This is a genomic window from Bacillus sp. PDNC022 (genome assembly GCF_016919285.1).
Classification (GTDB): Bacteria; Bacillota; Bacilli; order Bacillales; family Bacillaceae; genus Bacillus; species Bacillus safensis.
The window spans coordinates 2,642,579-2,661,448 of sequence record NZ_CP070345.1; the positions used below are offsets into that span (position 1 = coordinate 2,642,579).

Here is an 18,870-nt window from a genome sequence, read left to right on the forward strand (position 1 = left end):
TTTATGAAACAGCCAGTTGCCGAAACTCTTTTGGTGACTGGTTGTTTAATTTCAATTGAATTCGGATATTGTTATAATAATCAATATACTCTCTGACTGTTTTTTCTACAATGGCTGTTGTAGTCTTTGTCAGGTGGTGGAGATAGAATCCTTCTGATTTTAAACTGGAGTGGAAGGATTCGATGGGGGCATTATCAGCGGGCATTCCCTTACGGGACATGCTCATTGTAATGCCTTTTTCTTTTATCGCCTTTTGATAAGCATATGACGTGTAGACTGAACCTTGATCACTATGAAGTACGCAGCCTTTAGGCAGTGTCTGTAACTGGTTCAATGTTTCTAAAACAAGAGATACATCCTGTTTATCACCAATCGTATAAGCCACAATCTCACTAGTATATAAATCTTTTATGCTGGATAGATAAAGTGTTTTTTGCCCAAATGGCAGATACGTTATATCTGTCACCAGTTTTTCAAATGGCTTCGTGGCAGAAAAATCTTGTTTTAAGTGATTTTCTGCAATGTAATAGGGTTGACCGGTCTGTTTACGCTTTTTCATTTTCACACGACACTGTAAACCGTAGGTTTGCATAATACGTTGTACCGTCTTATGATTCATTTTCATTTCTTTCTGCAAGAGAGCTGTGATTTTACGATAACCGTACGTATATTGATATGATTCACAAAGTGATGAAATCAACTCGATTAGTTTCTGTTTTTTTGGCTGATGGTTTTGTTTTTTCCATCGATAAAATGAGGATCTTGCAAGCTCAAACATCTGACAAAATGCGCTTATACTTACTTGATTTTTTACGGTCTCGTAAATCGACACTAACGCTTCTTTTTTCACTTCCTTTCCCATTCTATATACTTTTTTAATATGTCAATTTGTTGTTTTAGAAAACGATTTTCTGTTTTTAACTTCTCGTGCTCATCTTGATATTCAGGTCCTTTCCCGTATGAATACTGCTTCCCAACTGGTTGATGAAACCGATGGTTTTCACCCTCACGATACCATTTCATCCACGTTTTTACTTGTGTCCTATTCTTAATTCCTAGCTTGTCCATGATTTCTTTTGTCGGGATCCCTGCTAATCTCATTTGAACGGCCTCTTCTTTTATGCTAATTGGATAACTAACTCTTTTTCCCATACAAAAACACCTCCAAATTGTTTTCAGGTATGCTATACCCGATTTTCAACTTAAAGGTGTTTTTATTTGTCTCGCTTTATGGGGTCAGTCCCCCATCCCGCAAGGCTTTTGATTATTTCACCGTTTGATCAGAAGAAGCTGTTTCAATCGGTTTTCGTTTTCCAATTCCAAATACAAAAAAGCTAAGTGCCACTAAAATCAAGAACCCAATTGCTACAATAAGAGAAATACGCGTATCCTGATTAATGAGCATAAACACAAGAACCATTAATAAAAATCCGATTGTAAGATAGTTAGAAAACGGTGCTAGCGGCATCTTGAACGGATGCTGATCAAGCGCTGCCCCCTTCGCCTTTCTGAAGCCAATATGACTAATCAAAATGACAAACCAAGGCACCATCCCAGGAAGGACACTCGCACTATACACATAGACGAAAATGTTTGGCGGTGAAACATAATTCAGGACCACTCCTATCGCTAAACCAATCAGCACAGCGAATGTCCCAAAATACGGTACACCATTTTTCGAAATTTTTGTAAAGAAAGCAGGCGCCTGACCATTCACACCTAATGTATAAAGCATACGGCCCGCACTGAAAATACCACTATTACAGCCGGACATCGCTGCTGTAATGACAACAAAGTTAATAATACCAGCCGCTGCTGTAATCCCGATCTTCGCAAACGTCGCCACAAATGGACTGCCAAGGGTATTCAGCTGATCCCAAGGATACACAGTCACAATGACAAAGATCGCACCGATATAGAAAATCAAAATACGCCAGATGATACTTTTGATGGCATTGGTCAGCGTCTTTTCTGGATTTTGTGCTTCACCTGCTGTAATCCCAATCAGCTCAACACCCTGGTAGGCAGCAATGACGAGCGACAATGCAAACAAGAACCCGGTAAATCCACCTGTAAAGAACCCGCCGTGCGCCCACAGATTAGACAAACCAATAGGCGTCCCGCCATTTCCAAATCCAAAGAAAATAATGCCTAGACCTGCAATAATCATCAAGATAATCGTCACAATTTTGATCATCGCAAACCAAAATTCAAATTCACCGAACGACTTAACCGAAATCAAATTGGCTGCTCCTAAAATGATCATCGCAATTAACCCTGGAATCCATGCAGGCAGCTCTGGGAACCAATATTTCATATAAGCCCCAACAGCAATAATTTCAGACATTCCGACAATGACCCACTGGAACCAGTTACTCCAAGCCGTCATATACCCTGCAAGCGGATGAATATATTGATGCCCGAATGTAGCAAACGACCCTGTACTCGGCTCAAGATATAACATTTCTCCCATCGCACGCATAATAAAAAAGATAAAAATACCACACACTGCGTACGCTAGAAGAACCGATGGACCTGTCCACTGAATGGCCTTCGCTGACCCCATAAATAAGCCAACACCGATTGTGCCGCCAAGAGCGATCATTTGAATATGGCGGGCACTTAACCCTCTCTTTAATTCCTTTTGAGCCACTTTTCTTCCCCCTCATCAACAAACAACATAAAAAATAAAAATCAGAATTTACATTCTGATTGAGAAACATCAATCTTTCGATGTATATTATCATAATAAATCTACCCTTAAAAAACAATTGTTTTTTTGAGGAAAACACTATTAACGGGATATTCTTCTATTTTTATATAAAAATATTCTTGTGACAGGTCCACTAGCAAACTTATACATTTTGAATTCGTTTGCTTAATCCTTCAAACCTTTCTTAATTTTAAGTTAAGACTCTAGAAAGTTCTAAATCACAAAAATACGTATTTAATCCATTAGAGATAATGTACTAAATACGTATTTTTAAATAAAAACACTATTAAATACTCAACATCATTTTAGAAATAATAGCGCCTGTAATTTGAATAATCCAATAGGCTCCACAAAATCCTATCGCTTTCGAAAAAGATGCCTTTCTTTTCTTTAACATTTTAAATAATGCGATTGTAGCTAAGAGAAGAAAAGGATTGAAGACAATGAACCAATAATTTTGGTTACTGAGAATAATTGTACTTCCTTCTGAAAAGAAATTAGCGATAGCCAACGGTACATGAACTAAAGTGTTCAAAAACATAGTCACAGTAAAAATATAAAGAAACTCTTTTTTAGTTAAATCTAAATAACTTATCCTACCGAATACATAACCAATAAGTGAATAAATAAGAATCCCAATATAAATTGTAAATAAATTAAAAACACCTACAGCTATCACAATTCCACTGGAAACTCCCTGTGTTTCTAAAATTGAATTTAGAATATTATCAAGATTATGAAAAACGCTGGAATAAAACAAAACATAACTTATCATTATACCTAGTAAATATACCACAGTTTTTTTTGTTAAATTCATAGTTATTACTCCTATAACATTTGTTTAACTACAAAATAAATTAGTATTACTAAGAGTATGCTTTGAAACGAAATAAAAGCTATTCTTATCATTTTATTTTTAATAGTTAATAAAAATTGAAAAGAAAAAATGAAGATTGCTATTAGTAATGGTATGATCCCAATCACTTTTTTTTCTAAACTCAACAATAAAATGACAGCTAAAACAAGCAGTATATTTGTTAGTATGGTTAATAAACGATTCTTCATATGTTCACCTCAAAAAATTCTTGGTGTTATATACCATTCTATTAAAGCTGAAATAAATAACAAAACAATTATTATAAAGAAAAGAGTTGAAATTTCCTTAATGTATTTTTTCAGCAGACTTTTAAAGTTAATAGAATGCCCCATATATTCAATCAAAAACATGATACTTTTAAAACCTATAACTCCACTCAATATTAGTGCTGGAACCTCGAATATACCATGCGGGATTATTTTAAAGAATATCTCAAAAAAGGACTTACCTAAATAATGGCTCTCTTTTATACTCAATCCAATAGTAAGGCTATTAATCGCAACAAATACAATTGTACCTATCCCTAGAGTAAAAAAACCAGAAGCTATAAACAATATTGCTAGTAAATTATTGATGAATAGATGTGATAAACTATTAGGCTCTATTAATTTATTTTGTTCAATTAAAGTTGGAGTCATGAAAGAACCTGCTATCACACCAATTAAAAATAATAAAGAAGAACAAATGATTAAGGCCTTATTTTTTATGATAATGCCTTTTATATTTAACATAGTCTTTCTACACTTCCCTAGTCATGCTTATGGTCTCTTTATCCAAATATATAGTGGTTATGTAATGTTCCATTTCACTCAAGCTCATTTCTTTACAAATAAACTCATCAACTATTGTTCCATTATGAAGTATTCCAATCTTGTCGCAAAGTGAATGAGCTAATTCTAATAAATGCGTGGAGATAATAACTATTCCTTTTTCTGAGAATTTTTGAATATAACTCCTAATAATTTTCGAATTAATTAGATCTACACCAGTTAAAGGCTCATCTAAAATAATCATATCCGGGTCACTAATAATCGCTGAAGCAATTGAAACTTTTTGTTTCATGCCATTACTATATGTTTGAATTAACTTATGTTTTGCTTCCTCTAAATTAAATAATTTTAATAAATCAGATACAATTTTTTCTCTTGTATCTTTTGGAATTTCAAACATTGCTGCAGAGAAAAGTAAATACTCTTGACCTGTTAAATATTCATATAATGAAGCATTATCTGGAACAAAACTTACTTTATTGTTGCTATCGAATATAACTTCCCCATCATTTGGTTTCAAAAGTTGAGCTATTATTTTAAGTAGGGTAGTTTTCCCTGCTCCATTTGTACCCACAAGGCCATATATCATGTTTTTTTCAATTTTTAAATCAATATCTTTCAAAACGCTTTTCTTATCATAGGATTTCGAAACATTTACTATTTCAATCACGATCTAAAAACACTTCCTTTATTGTTACTCTTTTTAAAAATGTAACAGTAATCATGAATACAAGTACACAAATAACAAACAAGCTAAAACTTAATATTAATACCAAATTGATTGTTAAATTCACATTGACGAATTCAGTTAATATAAATAATGCACCGATGAAAAATGTATATAGAATCGTAATTCCATTGTTTAATAAGTTATTTAAAAAGCTTGCTTTATGTGATTCACCTATTTCATACTCATGTTCCCAGTTTATCCTAGGATAAAGGCCTGTAGTAGATATTTGAAATAATCCGCTTAATCCGCCATACGTTATCACAATAATCAATGATAAAATAAGTGTATTCAAATTAACTTTCAAGAAGAAATTTAATACAATAAGTGATATAAAACTTATAAATAACACGAAGATACAATATACTTTCCATTTTTCACGAACTAAATCCCAAATTGTAAAATTTCTATTAATAAACAGGTGCAAATTTTTAGATTCTCCATCTACTCCTAAAACCATACGTAAAGAATCCCCTACAATTTGGAATACAGCAAAGGAACAAGCCGACACAGCAGCGATTATCCCTATTGAACTACTCTTTGAAATATAATGGTCTATAAAAGGTATAGCCGCACCAACAAAAAATAAAACACCTATAATAGTTTTGCCAAGATGTCCAATGAACCAGGAATTAGCACGAAGTATATGAAGCAAATCTTTTTGAAAAAAGTTGTTTTTATGTTTAGCAAATAACGGCTTCTTATACTTCACCTCTCTACCCATTTTCATGTCATAATAATTAATTAGATCCCATGAATTAAGTGTTTTAACCCATAAAATATGCAAAAAAACAATACTCAAAAAAAGTGCAATGCATGCAGTTATCCAAATATTTATCGTAGTTTCTAAAAAAACATTTCTGTATACATTAAATATATCTGGCAATAAACTTACTGTTCTTATCATTTCATTTACTTTACTAAAAATATTCTTATAATTTAATAAAAATGAAATAATATAATAAGGAGCAAGTAAAGACACACACCCTAAAATTCCAAATATCACTAGACTATTCAACATATTTAAAGCCTTCAAGTAAAATAATTTAGATATAATAAATCTTATGTATGTAATTATCATAACTAACAATGCATAAATGCATAAAAACAGCGGAAAATAGATAATCAAAAAGATTGGATTAAAATTCATATTTATAGTGTATACACCTAAATAAACTGGTGTGAAAAAGACGCACCATAATAAAATTGAACTTTTCAGAATATTAAAATAGAGCGTTGAAATTACTCTAATAACTCTAAAATCTTTTATCTGTAGTAAACTCTTTCTAGAATCATAGAAAAAAACTGACTGATGCTTATTAAAGAAATTTAATGAGTTATACAATGTTATAATGAGCATATATAATATTGCAAGATTAATAATAGATGTTAGATCCTGATTACCCTCAATGATTTTTGAAACAGAGAAAGCCACAATGTATAGTCCGAATGATAGAAAAACTAATATAAGCACAAAAATTCTCATTATTTGAGAAGGAGTATATTTATTAATAGACCAATCGACAAGAAATTTTCTAATATTTGTTAAGTTTGTGTAATATGATAGAGTTGCGACTTTTTTCAACATAAATATTAATCCTTTCTTTTTACGAGAGAAGAGGGGGATGAAAATATTATTTAAACTTTACCAAGATACAGCGAATTTTTTTCCGTTTTGTTTAATAACTGCTTTGATAGCGGTAATTCCTCCGACTGCAATTAAACCTGCACCACTTAGGCCAGCAACAGCTGCTACGATAGTCCATAAAGTTGAACCGCCTGCTATCATATCAATAACTACTCCTGCAGTTGCTTGACTAATTCCTAGTTTCGTAGCCAGCATACTGAAAGTTGTTTGAATCTCTGCAGCAGGTGCAGCTGCTAATTGTGTTGCCATTAAACCGAACATTAAAGAAATTATTGTTGCGACTACTATAAGTAATAGTGTTTGACTCTTTGTACTCTTGACCATTAATAATTCTCCCCTTTTTATCCCCCTCTAGCAAAAGGATACCACTTCAAAAAATGGTAATCAATATAATTTTTAGAATTTACTTCAATTATATACTAATTACCTGTATTATATATAAAAATAGATATATACTAAAATATATTAGATTGAAAAATGTTATTTATTTCTTAACAAACTCTTTTTTCGATAGTACTTAACGATCTAATGTTTATAACCTTGCATCCACAATTCTATATTACCAACATGCACTTCGATCAATATCCTTTAATTGCAAAAAATAACTTATATTTCGTCTCATCACCCAGTTTTCTAAATTAGACTTTCTTTTATTTAAGAAATCAAAGGAGATTTAGATATTCCTTGAACCAGATTAAGCAAAATCCTATTTCACTTATTTAATAGAAACTGACCGCCCCTTATATCAACTTCAAAGGTTCGCAGTCCATTTTTATGCACCATTTTGTCCTTCTCACGATGACAAGAAAAATCATTCCGAAAAGCACCAGATCTTTTCTTTACATAACAAGTAAACCCATCATTTTCCGGAATCGCTACTTTAACATAAGCTCCAGTTGAAGTCGATTTAAGTGAATTGAGCATGTGTGTAGAATGAATCTGTACCCTTCTACCTGTTACACGCAGATCAACGTCTGAGAAAGCACCCGTCAACTCAACTTTTGACGATGTAGCGTGCAACGACAATGTCTGCGCGGCCAGCTGCCGGCTAGAAATAAGTCCACCTACTGTCTCTAAATGAAGATGCTTGATTTCACCTGACACCATCGTCTTTCCAGAGGTTAAATGACCATAGACATTTTCCACATTCAGCCCTTCTGCCTGAAGATTTGCTCCTTTACAACGAATGGACATAGACTGTAATTGGTTTTTCGGAAGATAGATAGCGACATCCGTTTGATAAAGGTGCAGCCCTAAGCTGAATAATCTTTTTCGCCTATCTTGAATCACCAGCCGCCCATCTTTTACCTGATGATGCAGCAAATAGCGCTTTGGAAAGACTTGATTGGTCGTTTGACGAATGATGAGATAAGGATGATCATGGTGATGGATACGCACCTCTCCGAGCAGCCAATCAAGCGATAATTCTACGACCGATTCTTCAATTTGAACCGTATGCTCCACATGTCTCTCTCCTTTTCATCGTGGCTTATCTCGCTTGAAGCCGGGTAATCCTGCTCCACAATTCCAACATCACAACGAGAACAGCTGCGACCATGACTCCTGACAAAATGAAATTCAATTGATCATTTCCATCAACCGCGATAAATACGTTTCCTAAAACAGCACATAGAACAACCGCAGACAGAATGGTCATGAAAGTAGATTTCTTCCTTAAACCCACTCTCATCGCAATCATGCCAATACCATTGATGCAGCAGGTAAACACTAGATATGTTTTGATCACATTGAACATCACATCAGCTGTCATCACATCCTGAACAATAGGGAAGAACGTTTCAGTGACACTAAACACAACAAATGAGGGAATAATGCTGCACAGCATAGCAATCGTAGAAAAGCACAGCATCCAGACCATTCTCGAAAAAAGTGAAGCTTTCAAACTTAGTGAATGAGGTTCATGCTCTTTTAATGCCGTCACCACCACCCGACAATACATCCATGCTGTGACGATTGAAAAAAAGAGCATCCATATTATACTGGTCAACAAATAAATGTTCGGATATTGCTGAAAACTTATTTCCTGCTCCACCTGTGCAGCAAACGCGGCAAAATAGATAAACACGAGCAGTACAACGCTTGCGATGATACAAGCCTGCATGTATTTTTTCATATGGCTTTTTCTTAGCTCAAGTTTTATGAAATGAAGCATAAGGCATCCTCCTATGAAATGAATTCTCCTTTTGTCTCTTATCTGACCTGTTAGACTCCAGGCTGATCATATCCACCAATCTCAGCGTAATGAGCTGTAACCTTTTGAATGAATAGATCACTCACCACATCCACTCCAAGCCCTTTCATCATCTGTTGTAAAAACAACAAACGTTGACTAGTTTCCTGTTGATCACGAGCAAATAGCGTTGGGTTCAGCCATATATTCACAAGAAGCATAAACACTTCTGCCACTTCACCAGGAAAAGCAGTCTTCATCGAACCATCATCTATTCCTTCCAGAATAAGCTGTTTGATTTTAAGCGCATCCTGATTTACGCCTGCCTTCATTCCCTCAACCACAAATTGCGGGTTTTTGATCTGATCAACCAAGATCCCATCTATCGAATGAGATTGTGGATCTGCCACAAGCTGCTCTAAAATACGCTGCAGCTTCTCTCTCGCATGTGCTGCCTCTGTATGCTCAATCAAATCTTCAAGCTTCTCAGTCGCATGACGAAATTGCCTTTCCATCACGGCACGTAATATTTCTTCCTTCGATTTGAAATGATGATAAATAGCCCCTTTAGACATGTTCAACTCATGTATGATATCCTGCAAACTTGTCTTTTCGAATCCTTTTTTCTGAAACAGCTTCGTCGACACATCTAAAATTTGCTGGATCGTCTTTTCTGGATATTTATTTCTGGCCAATTAAAACGCCTCCTTTTACATACCGACCGTTGGTATGTATTTTAATCTACTTGATGATAAACTGTCAATATAGGAATTAAAAAAGACCGCTCACACGGTCTTCTCAAGCTCAAACTGGAAATTCATTGGAACATTCGGCAATGCCGAAGCCTCCACCTCATGAGAATACTTCACTATCGGTGACTCTCGTTGTTAGATAGAAATTCTCTAAAATCAGCTGCTATCTCCTTTGATTTCGTATGATGCAAATAATGGCCGCCTTTGAAGGTAACTACTTTTCCGTGATTTGCATTTTTCAGTAGTTCTTCATGCATTGGTTTCCAGCTTGGTGTTTCTTCCTCCGTTTGATCCGCTAGATAGAAAACAACGGGGAGATTCTTAGGGAAACGTAAGCGTTGTGCGTTTTTAAAATTGTTTGTGAAGTTTTCTGCCTCACTAGCTTGGCTTTCATCCAAGAAATTAATGAATGATTCTCTATAAATGATGTGATCATCTGAATTAAAACACTTTCCTCTGGTAAATCACAGTAGAAAGTCCCCAAGACAGCAAGTAGAAGAGCATAATCAGCAAAGCTGACCCCGTATATAAAACAGGGATCGATAAATTCATAATAAAATTAGTGAGCCCACTAAATTGCTCTGCTAAATAGAGAACAACAGGCGGTCCCATAGCAGATAATACGATAAAGCCAATGATCACTGCCGTTGTGATATAACCAGGCTTTAAGATATAAAACAATGGAAACGTACACGCCGCGAACAATAAAAACAACCCGCTGCCAATCGCAATATCTGACAGCGAAAACAGCTTCCCAAACACAAATAATGCAGCACTTGTCAGCACGATCGCAATACTCATATAGAAAATGGCGCCAAGATAACGTGATGCGATAATTTCTTTACGTGTATAGGGCAAGGAGTTTAATAGAATATTCGTTTCTGCCTTTTCATCATACGCATATGTGTTAAATGGAATGAAAACACTAGCGACTAGAAACGTCAATACTGGATGGACATCCATGAAAATAAAAAATAAGATAAACGGAATAAAAATAAGTAACTGCTTCTTTTGCAAAATCACATCACGCTTAATTAAATGAAACATGCGCAACCCCGCCTTTCAAATAAAACATGATATCCTCAAGCGACGCCGGTTCAATCACAACAGCATCCCCAAAAATAAGTTTCACCTGATCAATCTGATCTGTTAATGCTTCAAATCCGGCTGCCGTACGCTGAATATGGACAAACGCCTTTTCTGTGTCTCGATCCAATAACTCCAGGCTTCCTTTCACAAGCGCATAACTTTCTGCCACTTCATGAATCGACTGTTGAAAGACCAATCTTCCATTTTGTATAAACGCAATATAATCTGCGATCCGGTCTAAATCAGTCGTCACATGCGTCGAAAAAAAGATCGTCCGATTTCCATCAATCATCAATTCTTGTAACGTGCTGAGCAGCTCTCTTCTAAAAACCGGATCCAAACCAGCAGTTGGTTCATCCATGATAATCAGCTCTGCATGATGCGACAGCGCAATCGCAAGTGACGCCTTCATCTGCATCCCTTTTGAAAATGTTTTGATCGCTTTATTCAGCGGCAGACCAAACTGTCCAATATATTGATCAAAAAGCTGGTCATCCCAGCGTTTATAGGCAGGAGCCACAATCCGTTTGATGTCCTTTAAATTCAACCCTGGAAAGAAAACATTGGCATCGTAAACAAATCCGATTCTTTCCTTAATCTCTTTTTCATGAGTTTGATAATCCAACCCAAAAACCTTTATGTCACCTGAATCGGGTTTTAACAAATTCATGATCATTTTAATGGTAGTCGACTTACCCGCTCCATTCTCTCCAATAAACCCTGTGACAAAGCCTTTCTTGACCTGTAAATCAAGATCCTGAACGGAAAAATCCTTGAATCGTTTCGATACTCCTTTGAATTCAATCACATGCTCCACTCATCTCACTCCTCATATAAAAACTTTAATAACTGCTGCAATTCATCAAAAGATAAACCTAATTCTTTCCCGTTTGTGACAACGGCTCCGAGCTGTTCCTCGATCACCTTCAATTTCTTCTCTCTCATCACTTCTAGGTTTTGTTCCGCAACAAATGATCCCTTGCCTACAATCGAATAAATAAATCCCGCCTTCTCTAACTCTTCATAAGCTCGCTTTGTTGTGATAACGCTGATTTGTAAATCCTTCGCCAACTTTCGAATAGACGGCAGTGCCGCACCTTCAGCCAGCTCCCCCGTTAAAATCATCGATTTGATTTGATTCGTAATTTGCTCATAAATAGGCTCCTTAGAATGGTTTGAAATCGTAATTTGCATATAAAAACCTCTTTTTTCAGATAGTTGGAACAAAATATTGTATATACACTATATATACATTATATACACACTAAAAGAATATTCAACCATTTTAAAAATGTTCTCCTCATTTTTTTAAAATACAATACAACGAAAAAACCGCACAGCCCTTAAGCCATGCGGTTCTTTAACAAAATGCTTTATTTCCAATATACCCATTTTCCCATAAGCCACTCCACAGGACCTCTTCTCCATTTTTTCAAATAGAGATAGCTGATGAACAGCTGTGCTGTGTACAGTCCGACAGCAAGCAGCAGCCCAAACATTGATCCCAATTGTCCAAATAGACCAAGTCCATAAGAATAGAAAATTGTTGTACAAATAATCGACTGCGCCAAATAGTTTGATAGAGACAAACGGCCAAGCCCTGCAAGCAGGCGTTTGAAACCTTGGGCTGCCTTCGAATAGTAGAAAACAATAAAGGCTTGAATATACCCAACCGTCAGCACATAGGCACCCAGCGTAATCACCAATTCACTCCAAGGAGCATCAATGAACGTCGCACATTTTAGCGCAAGCCCGATCACAATCATCCACACCCAGCCTTTTCGATAGGCCATTCCTCGATCTTTTTCTGTCAAATGACCTTTTTTCCCGATCGCCATGCCAAGCAGTGCAAATGGACCAATCATGATAGGAGCATAGAGAAGACTTAAAATTGGTGTCATAGTAAGTGTTACAATTGCCATAATGATGGAGACGATTACCATATCATCTTCAATTGTAATCCGGCTCAATACAATATCGCCATATGTACCAGTCCCATATACATTCGTTAATAAATCAGGATTTCCGTAAATAAAATTCATTAGAGATGGATAAATCACTAAAGATAAGGCACCTAAAATACCCGACCATATAAACACTGTTTTGATTCGACTGTTTATAAACATCATTAGGAAAAACGTACAAGCTCCATAGTAGAGAAGAATGTCGCCACTCCAAATGAAGATTAAATGCAGCATCCCAAGCACAATCAAACCAAAACCTCGGCGAACGACAATGGCATTCGTATTCAGTCCCTTGGCCTTCGTCGATTCAATCAGCTTGATAAAAGAATACCCAAACAAAAAGGAAAAAATCGGATAAAAAGACCCTTGGAACAAAATTTCCGTTACATACACCCCGAATTCCTGACCCCAAAAACTCGAATCAAACATTTTCTCAAAATCATAATCATATTGAAAATTAAGCATATTCACAATCAAAATACCTAATAAACTAAAACCACGCAAACTATCAATAAACTCAACCCTAGATCCCTTCAACTCGACAGCTCCTTCGGACAATATAAAGATAAAGCATATTTATCCTACCACACTTTTAAAAAAATGGTTTCCATCCCCATGTGAAAAAGTTCGTTTTAAGGTAAATTTAATAAAAAAACCTAGAATCTATATTCTAGGTATCATACTGAATACTTATGACTTATGACTTTCTTCTTCTCGCAGCACACGCTTCAAATAAAACAAAATTCCCAAACCGAATAAAATCAACGACATTTCCCAGTCTGCAGAAATCGGCAACCATTTCAGCATTATTAAAATCAGCAAAACCACTCCAACACCTGCGAAAAAAATGACGTTTCTTTTTAATTCTTTGTTTGATTGAAACAACACTCTCTCCTCCTTGATACTTACTAACCAATTGAATGTTTTTCTAACCAGCCGGTATCTCCCATTTTCCGATCTATTAACTGCCCCTAAAAACTCCTTTGATCTGAAGGGTAAATCCAAGGAAGATGCTCAGGCCAGTTGAGTTTCTGCGTTTCCACTATTCATCCCCCTTTTCCTTTAGCTGAAAAGCAATAATCTTCCCTAAAGCTTCCTCTGCAGCAAAAGGAGTAACGCTGCCTGTTGGATTTTCTTGTTCTTGTTTTAAGCACTCGTACATGTTTTTTTCAATTTTTGATGGATCAATCCAAGAGATACACCATGATGCCCAGAAACAAGTAGGTCCCTCATAACGTTTAGCCAGTGCCAGAAGGAATGGCAGGCTAGGCTGCCCAATCCTCATGAGTGACATGGCAGCGGCCATTCTTGTATCTTCTTCATCACTTTCTAATAGCCGAGCTAGCGGTTCTGCTGCGTCCCCCGCATCTGCTCCAAATTCACCCAGTACTGCTGCTGCAATATTTCGAAGAGACCCCTTTTCTTTTAAAGCTTCAACAAGCACGGGCACTGCATCTTTTCCTGATTTTCTCAATTCGCTCATTGCTTGAACGATCGTTACTTCATTTGTATTGGCCAATTGTTGAACTGATTGAGATAACTTATTTTCTGGTTTCATTTACAATCAACTCCTCTTTTTAATGAACCGCACGGTATCGATAACAAAGCACATAAAATCCAGCCCCAGCCGCTAGAGATATAATTGTAGTCAACAAGCCATCAGTGATGAGATGAATACTAATAATGACCATAGCACTGATCACAGACGCAAATAGCAAGGATCGATAATAGGCGGCCAAAGCAAAACTCATTTCTCGTCTCAGAGGCTGCATAAAGGCAAAGAGTCGTATGGCCAAAATCCATATATAAACTCCTCCACCAAATAAGGTCCAATACAAAACATCCTGAATCTCAACCAAATAAAGAGAAATCAAGTAGAAAGCATACAGCCAAAAGGTTTGAAACACTTCTAACAGAATGATTTTTTGATATAAAGCACCTGGAAAAAGGTAGAGCACTCCTGTTTGTGCGTGTCTTACAATCCCTGCATAATATGAACTAAAAAGAACGGATGCCGCGATAACGATCAAGAATAGATTCAACCAATCTGAAAAATAAGTAAAGAGGACATAGTAAGTACCAATTAACAGCATGGTAGATAGCACATGGAAGGTGATATATTTTTTTATCAGCAATAATTCAATCCAAAGAAAAACCCAAATGCCCGTTAATGCCGGAAGTCCCCACCATGTCCTGCTCTTTTTTTGAACGATTGGACTTGATTGAATATGTTTCCCCTCAAATTCCTCCCAAAATACTGCCTCCTTGACTAAAGACTCCTTCATTTCTAAACGATGACTAGCCTTGTACATCATCATGAAGGATAGAAACATCACTCCAATAAAAATGAAGACAGAAAGAATGGAGAACTCTTCGATCATACGTCCAGATTGAAACATCAAAGAATCAGCAAAGTTCATCAACGAGGGCTGTTTCATCATTAATTGATTCAAAACAAGCAGTGCATAGCTGAAAAACATCAATACAAAGCCGAGTAAGAGCAGTCGCTTGTATACTCTAATGCTTCTAGCACAAGACACCGCAATCATCCAAGTTTCAACCAAACATAACAGCCCTGTCAGGATAAGTGATTTGCCAAGCAGAAACGGGTACTGCTGCGTCATAAAAAACAGAAGAAGGTCCGCAGCCAAAGCAGAGATAACGAGAAGAGCCCCTCGCCAGAAAATGTGATACATCCACACACTGATAACAACCGTCCATAAAGAAGCGCCATTTCCATATAACCAAATGATATCGTTCATCTGACTAGGCAGCCGATTCGTAAACAAACCAAAACCCGTATAAAGAACAAACAAACAGACAATGATCCATCCTGCTGCGCTTGTATTCCAATCACCCATACTTGAAACTGCGCTTAGCTGAAAAACAATTGCCGCTATGAAAAGAAGTAAGATCAGAAAAGGCATTTTCTTTTCTTGATTTTTATTGATCAAGCGCCTTTGAGATTTCATCCATAAAAGGGAGAGTGTGTTATTCACTTGACCACTCCCCCAAAAGTTGAATAACTTCTGCCCTCCACTCAACCTGTTCTTCCTTTAATTGAGGAACACCCATACTCTTCATGATGGCACCGTCTCGAATCAATACCACCCTGCTAGCCGTATCAAGGACAAACTCCAGACTATGAGTCGACACAAAGACCGACCCCCCTTGACTGCTTTTTTGTCTCAGCCAATCCGACAGCCACTGTTTTGATGGAATATCTAACCCGACAGTCGGTTCATCTAATATAAAAAGGGAGGCATCCTGAACAATGGCTCCTGCTAAGACAACACGCTGCTTTTGGCCTCTTGACAGCCTTCCGCACAGTTCATTCATCTTCTCTTCCATATGTACTTCTTTCAACGCTTCATATACCTTTTCCTTGATCTGTTTTAAGCCTTTATGATATCCACGTGCCCGAAATTGAACATGTTCAGCAGCCGTTAAGTCTGGATACAAATATGGCTGATCTGGAATAAGAGCTACTTGTTTTTGGACATGGGCATGACCAGGCGGGAAACCCTCTATGAGAATTTCCCCTCCATCTGGTTTATATAGACCTGTTACACACCGAATCGTTGTCGTCTTCCCGGCGCCATTAGGCCCTAGCAGCGCCACAATCTCTCCTGCTTCGATGGAAAATGACAGACCCTCTATCCCATCACCATTGCTATATCGTTTACTTACATTCTGAACCTCCATGAACGGCATCAAATCTCTCCTTTTGATTAGAGTGATGTATGCTTATCTATGGTGTGTTATAAAATCAAAAACGAATGTCATTAGACCCACTATTCATTAACCCTAATATTACCATATAGAGAATAACAAGGTAATAGAAATGAGGTAATCTATTCTATAAACAACGGAAAAAGAAATTATATTATGTACAAAATAAAAAAAGATTGGGTTGCAGTATCCCAATCTTTTATCTATTAAACCGCTCCATCAACTAAAACGATCTCCTGACACGCCCAAGCATCCACCTCTACCTTAAAAGCAGGAGAAGCCAATGCCACAACATAAATCATCGTCATACAAGGCAGATGATCACCTAAAAACTGCCCCATGATTCGTTTCCTGCTCTCAGCATCGAACTCTCCTACGAGATAAAATACTAATTTCGTTATATCTTCCACGGCCATATCTGCCGCTTCTACATTTCGTTTCACATTCTCTAACGCTAGTTCAAGCTGCTCCATCGGGCTCTCTGGAATTGTCCCGTCCGCCTCCATCCCCACCTGACCTGATAGAGTTAACCACCGCTGTGGTCCGGTTGTTTCTATCTGATGTGTATATGGCGCAACTGGCGGGTGAATGGTCTTAGGATTACGTGATGTTCTCATTGATAAAAACCCCTTTTCTGAAAATACAGTCAATTTTTATCATCATATCAAATTTTCAACCGTATTCAGATTTTTATGCTCAAAGTAGACCTGAAGATACTGCTATAATTCTTGGCTTCTAAAAAGATACCATCCGATAAGAAAAAAGAAACCAATCAATACCGATACACCTAGAAAGCTTGTAAGTGCCTGATCCGAATAAGTCCCCTTATGAATCATCTCTTCGGCTGCACTGGTCACGCCTTTAGGCGCAAACTTCCCTATTGTCTCTTCATAAAATGAAGGAACGGTAAACAGAATAAGGTTGATCAAAAGCGACACACCGCCAGCTGTGACAGAACGTTGAAAGAACGCTGAAGCACAAATGGTCGATACTACAATCAGCAATAAATTTGGATAATAAAGAAGTGTTCCTTTTAACACATTGACCCAATCCACATGACCAAATTGAATGTCCACATAATAAACAGAGGCAAGCACCGCCACCACCAAACTAAACAAAGTCAAACCGGCATAGGCGCATATTTTCGAGACATAGTAACTCGTTCGACTGATCGGTTTCACCATAATCATCGCGGTCACTCCAGAGGCACGCTCTCCAGCGATCGTCCCCATCACGATCATAATCAGGATAAACACACCTAGCGAATCAAATTTACTCAATGCACTCGCCAAAGCCTCTCCTGCACTAGGCTCTGGTATATAAAATGTAGATCCTTGAGGTAAATTAGCTGATTTCGATAGAAGATCTGGCAGCATTTTGAGCGTAATAGGCTGCGTAATCATTAAAATTGTAAAAATAATAGGAACAAATAAGATTTTATAGCTAGTGAATAACTCCTTAAATTCCTTTTTCAACATCATCATGATGCATTCACAACCTTCATGAAAATATCTTCAAGCGTCAGCTTAGATAGTCGATAAAGGAGGAGAACACCGCCAGATTCAGTGATGAGACGAGGCAGCTCCTTCAATGCTATTTGTTGATCGTTTACTCGCACCTGATAAGCATCTCCTGTCTCAAAGCATTCCTCCACCCAATCCCGCTCTTTTAACAAAGCCACTAGTTTCGTATTCTGTTGTTCTAATTGAAATTCAATCACTGGCTGGATATAGTCTTCTTTGATCTGTTTCATGGAAGAAGACATCTCAATTTTGCCACTGTTGATCATGATAATATGGTCCGCTACTCGTTCAATGTCATCTAAAATATGGGTAGACATAAAGATCAACATCTCTTGTTTCAGACGCTCAATCAATGTCAGAACGTCTTTTCTCCCCATGGGATCAAGTGCAGACACAGGTTCATCCAAGATGAGAACCTTCGGGCTGTTGATAAGCGCTTGCGCAATGGCAAGCCTCTGCTTCATCCCTCCGCTATAGCTGCCAATGGCACGATCCTTCGCCTCATATATGCGGCAAAGCTTCAACAGCTCCTCTGTTTTGGAGCGAATGATTTTTTTCTCTAAATGAAATAACCCGCCAATCCAATGCATCCACTCCTGCCCCGTCATATCCTGATAAAATGCAGGATGCTGCGGACAATACCCTATCACATGACTGATTTGATCCATCTCCTTTGTGACATCCAAACCAGCCACCTTCACGACCCCAGAAGTAGGACGAGCAAGCCCTGTGAGAATCCGGATCGTTGTTGTCTTCCCCGCTCCATTGGCACCTAAAAAGCCAACACATCCAACCTCCTCAACAGAAAACGAAACATCTTTTAACACTTCATTCGGGCCATACGATTTCGTCAGCCCATAACACTCCAACATATTCAAGCGAAT

At 37.2% G+C, this 18,870-nt stretch carries 21 protein-coding genes; all 21 read right to left on the bottom strand.

From position 1 onward, the window contains the following. Window position 1 precedes the first annotated feature (1 nt). Window positions 2–1,152 (bottom strand): IS3 family transposase gene (locus JVX94_RS13450; RefSeq protein WP_205183496.1). Its coding sequence is split into 2 segments (ribosomal slippage): window positions 2–879 and window positions 879–1,152, totalling 1,152 coding nucleotides; the frame shifts between segments, so codons are not numbered across the junction. A gap of 112 nt (window positions 1,153–1,264) precedes the next feature. Further along, a complete protein-coding gene (locus JVX94_RS13455; RefSeq protein WP_024424432.1) occupies window positions 1,265–2,653 on the bottom strand; it encodes an amino acid permease in 1,389 nt (462 codons plus the stop codon). Between the two features lie 346 nt (window positions 2,654–2,999). Then, window positions 3,000–3,530 (bottom strand): hypothetical protein, encoded by a 531-nt coding sequence (locus JVX94_RS13460; RefSeq protein WP_144472715.1) that lies wholly within the window; start codon window positions 3,528–3,530, stop codon window positions 3,000–3,002. A gap of 257 nt (window positions 3,531–3,787) precedes the next feature. Continuing rightward, window positions 3,788–4,321: a stage II sporulation protein M gene (locus JVX94_RS13465; protein ID WP_144472713.1), complete on the bottom strand. Its 534-nt coding sequence runs from the start codon at window positions 4,319–4,321 to the stop codon at window positions 3,788–3,790. Window positions 4,322–4,328: 7 nt separating this feature from the next. Beyond that, complete coding sequence (locus JVX94_RS13470; RefSeq protein ID WP_144472711.1) at window positions 4,329–5,030, bottom strand: ABC transporter ATP-binding protein; 702 nt, start codon at window positions 5,028–5,030, stop codon at window positions 4,329–4,331. Beyond that, window positions 5,023–6,675, bottom strand: coding sequence for a hypothetical protein (locus JVX94_RS13475; protein WP_144472709.1), 1,653 nt, complete (start codon window positions 6,673–6,675; stop codon window positions 5,023–5,025). The genes JVX94_RS13470 and JVX94_RS13475 overlap by 8 nt, the downstream gene beginning before the upstream one ends. A gap of 57 nt (window positions 6,676–6,732) precedes the next feature. Beyond that, a complete protein-coding gene (locus tag JVX94_RS13480; protein WP_144472707.1) occupies window positions 6,733–7,059 on the bottom strand; it encodes an uberolysin/carnocyclin family circular bacteriocin in 327 nt (108 codons plus the stop codon). 387 nt (window positions 7,060–7,446) lie between these two features. After that, window positions 7,447–8,199 carry a DUF4097 family beta strand repeat-containing protein gene (locus JVX94_RS13485; protein WP_205183499.1) on the bottom strand — a complete coding sequence of 251 codons (753 nt, stop codon included), beginning with the start codon at window positions 8,197–8,199 and terminating at the stop codon, window positions 7,447–7,449. Window positions 8,200–8,224: 25 nt separating this feature from the next. After that, window positions 8,225–8,908 carry a bacitracin ABC transporter permease gene (locus tag JVX94_RS13490; RefSeq protein ID WP_144472702.1) on the bottom strand — a complete coding sequence of 228 codons (684 nt, stop codon included), beginning with the start codon at window positions 8,906–8,908 and terminating at the stop codon, window positions 8,225–8,227. A gap of 50 nt (window positions 8,909–8,958) precedes the next feature. Further along, window positions 8,959–9,591 carry a TetR/AcrR family transcriptional regulator gene (locus JVX94_RS13495; protein ID WP_144472877.1) on the bottom strand — a complete coding sequence of 211 codons (633 nt, stop codon included), beginning with the start codon at window positions 9,589–9,591 and terminating at the stop codon, window positions 8,959–8,961. A gap of 528 nt (window positions 9,592–10,119) precedes the next feature. After that, entirely contained in the window at window positions 10,120–10,725 is a 606-nt protein-coding gene (locus JVX94_RS13500; RefSeq protein ID WP_205183502.1) for an ABC-2 transporter permease, read from the bottom strand. After that, window positions 10,709–11,584 carry an ABC transporter ATP-binding protein gene (locus JVX94_RS13505; RefSeq protein ID WP_205183505.1) on the bottom strand — a complete coding sequence of 292 codons (876 nt, stop codon included), beginning with the start codon at window positions 11,582–11,584 and terminating at the stop codon, window positions 10,709–10,711. The genes JVX94_RS13500 and JVX94_RS13505 overlap by 17 nt, the downstream gene beginning before the upstream one ends. Before the next feature lie 5 nt (window positions 11,585–11,589). Further along, window positions 11,590–11,961: a GntR family transcriptional regulator gene (locus JVX94_RS13510; protein ID WP_003217079.1), complete on the bottom strand. Its 372-nt coding sequence runs from the start codon at window positions 11,959–11,961 to the stop codon at window positions 11,590–11,592. A gap of 179 nt (window positions 11,962–12,140) precedes the next feature. Further along, window positions 12,141–13,268, bottom strand: coding sequence for a DUF418 domain-containing protein (locus JVX94_RS13515; protein ID WP_205183508.1), 1,128 nt, complete (start codon window positions 13,266–13,268; stop codon window positions 12,141–12,143). Between the two features lie 153 nt (window positions 13,269–13,421). Continuing rightward, window positions 13,422–13,616 carry a hypothetical protein gene (locus tag JVX94_RS13520; protein WP_144486050.1) on the bottom strand — a complete coding sequence of 65 codons (195 nt, stop codon included), beginning with the start codon at window positions 13,614–13,616 and terminating at the stop codon, window positions 13,422–13,424. A gap of 157 nt (window positions 13,617–13,773) precedes the next feature. Beyond that, window positions 13,774–14,289 (bottom strand): HEAT repeat domain-containing protein, encoded by a 516-nt coding sequence (locus tag JVX94_RS13525; RefSeq protein ID WP_205183510.1) that lies wholly within the window; start codon window positions 14,287–14,289, stop codon window positions 13,774–13,776. A gap of 19 nt (window positions 14,290–14,308) precedes the next feature. Next, window positions 14,309–15,730, bottom strand: coding sequence for a sporulation killing factor system integral membrane protein (gene skfF, locus JVX94_RS13530; protein ID WP_205183512.1), 1,422 nt, complete (start codon window positions 15,728–15,730; stop codon window positions 14,309–14,311). Next, window positions 15,723–16,445: an ABC transporter ATP-binding protein gene (locus tag JVX94_RS13535; RefSeq protein ID WP_203129166.1), complete on the bottom strand. Its 723-nt coding sequence runs from the start codon at window positions 16,443–16,445 to the stop codon at window positions 15,723–15,725. Before JVX94_RS13535 ends, skfF begins: the two co-directional genes overlap by 8 nt. Before the next feature lie 224 nt (window positions 16,446–16,669). Continuing rightward, window positions 16,670–17,080, bottom strand: a complete 411-nt coding sequence (locus JVX94_RS13540) for a RidA family protein (RefSeq protein WP_203129164.1) — start codon at window positions 17,078–17,080, stop codon at window positions 16,670–16,672. A gap of 102 nt (window positions 17,081–17,182) precedes the next feature. Continuing rightward, window positions 17,183–17,947, bottom strand: coding sequence for an ABC transporter permease (locus JVX94_RS13545; RefSeq protein ID WP_205183514.1), 765 nt, complete (start codon window positions 17,945–17,947; stop codon window positions 17,183–17,185). After that, window positions 17,944–18,864 carry an ABC transporter ATP-binding protein gene (locus JVX94_RS13550; RefSeq protein ID WP_205183516.1) on the bottom strand — a complete coding sequence of 307 codons (921 nt, stop codon included), beginning with the start codon at window positions 18,862–18,864 and terminating at the stop codon, window positions 17,944–17,946. The genes JVX94_RS13545 and JVX94_RS13550 overlap by 4 nt, the downstream gene beginning before the upstream one ends. Window positions 18,865–18,870 lie beyond the last annotated feature (6 nt).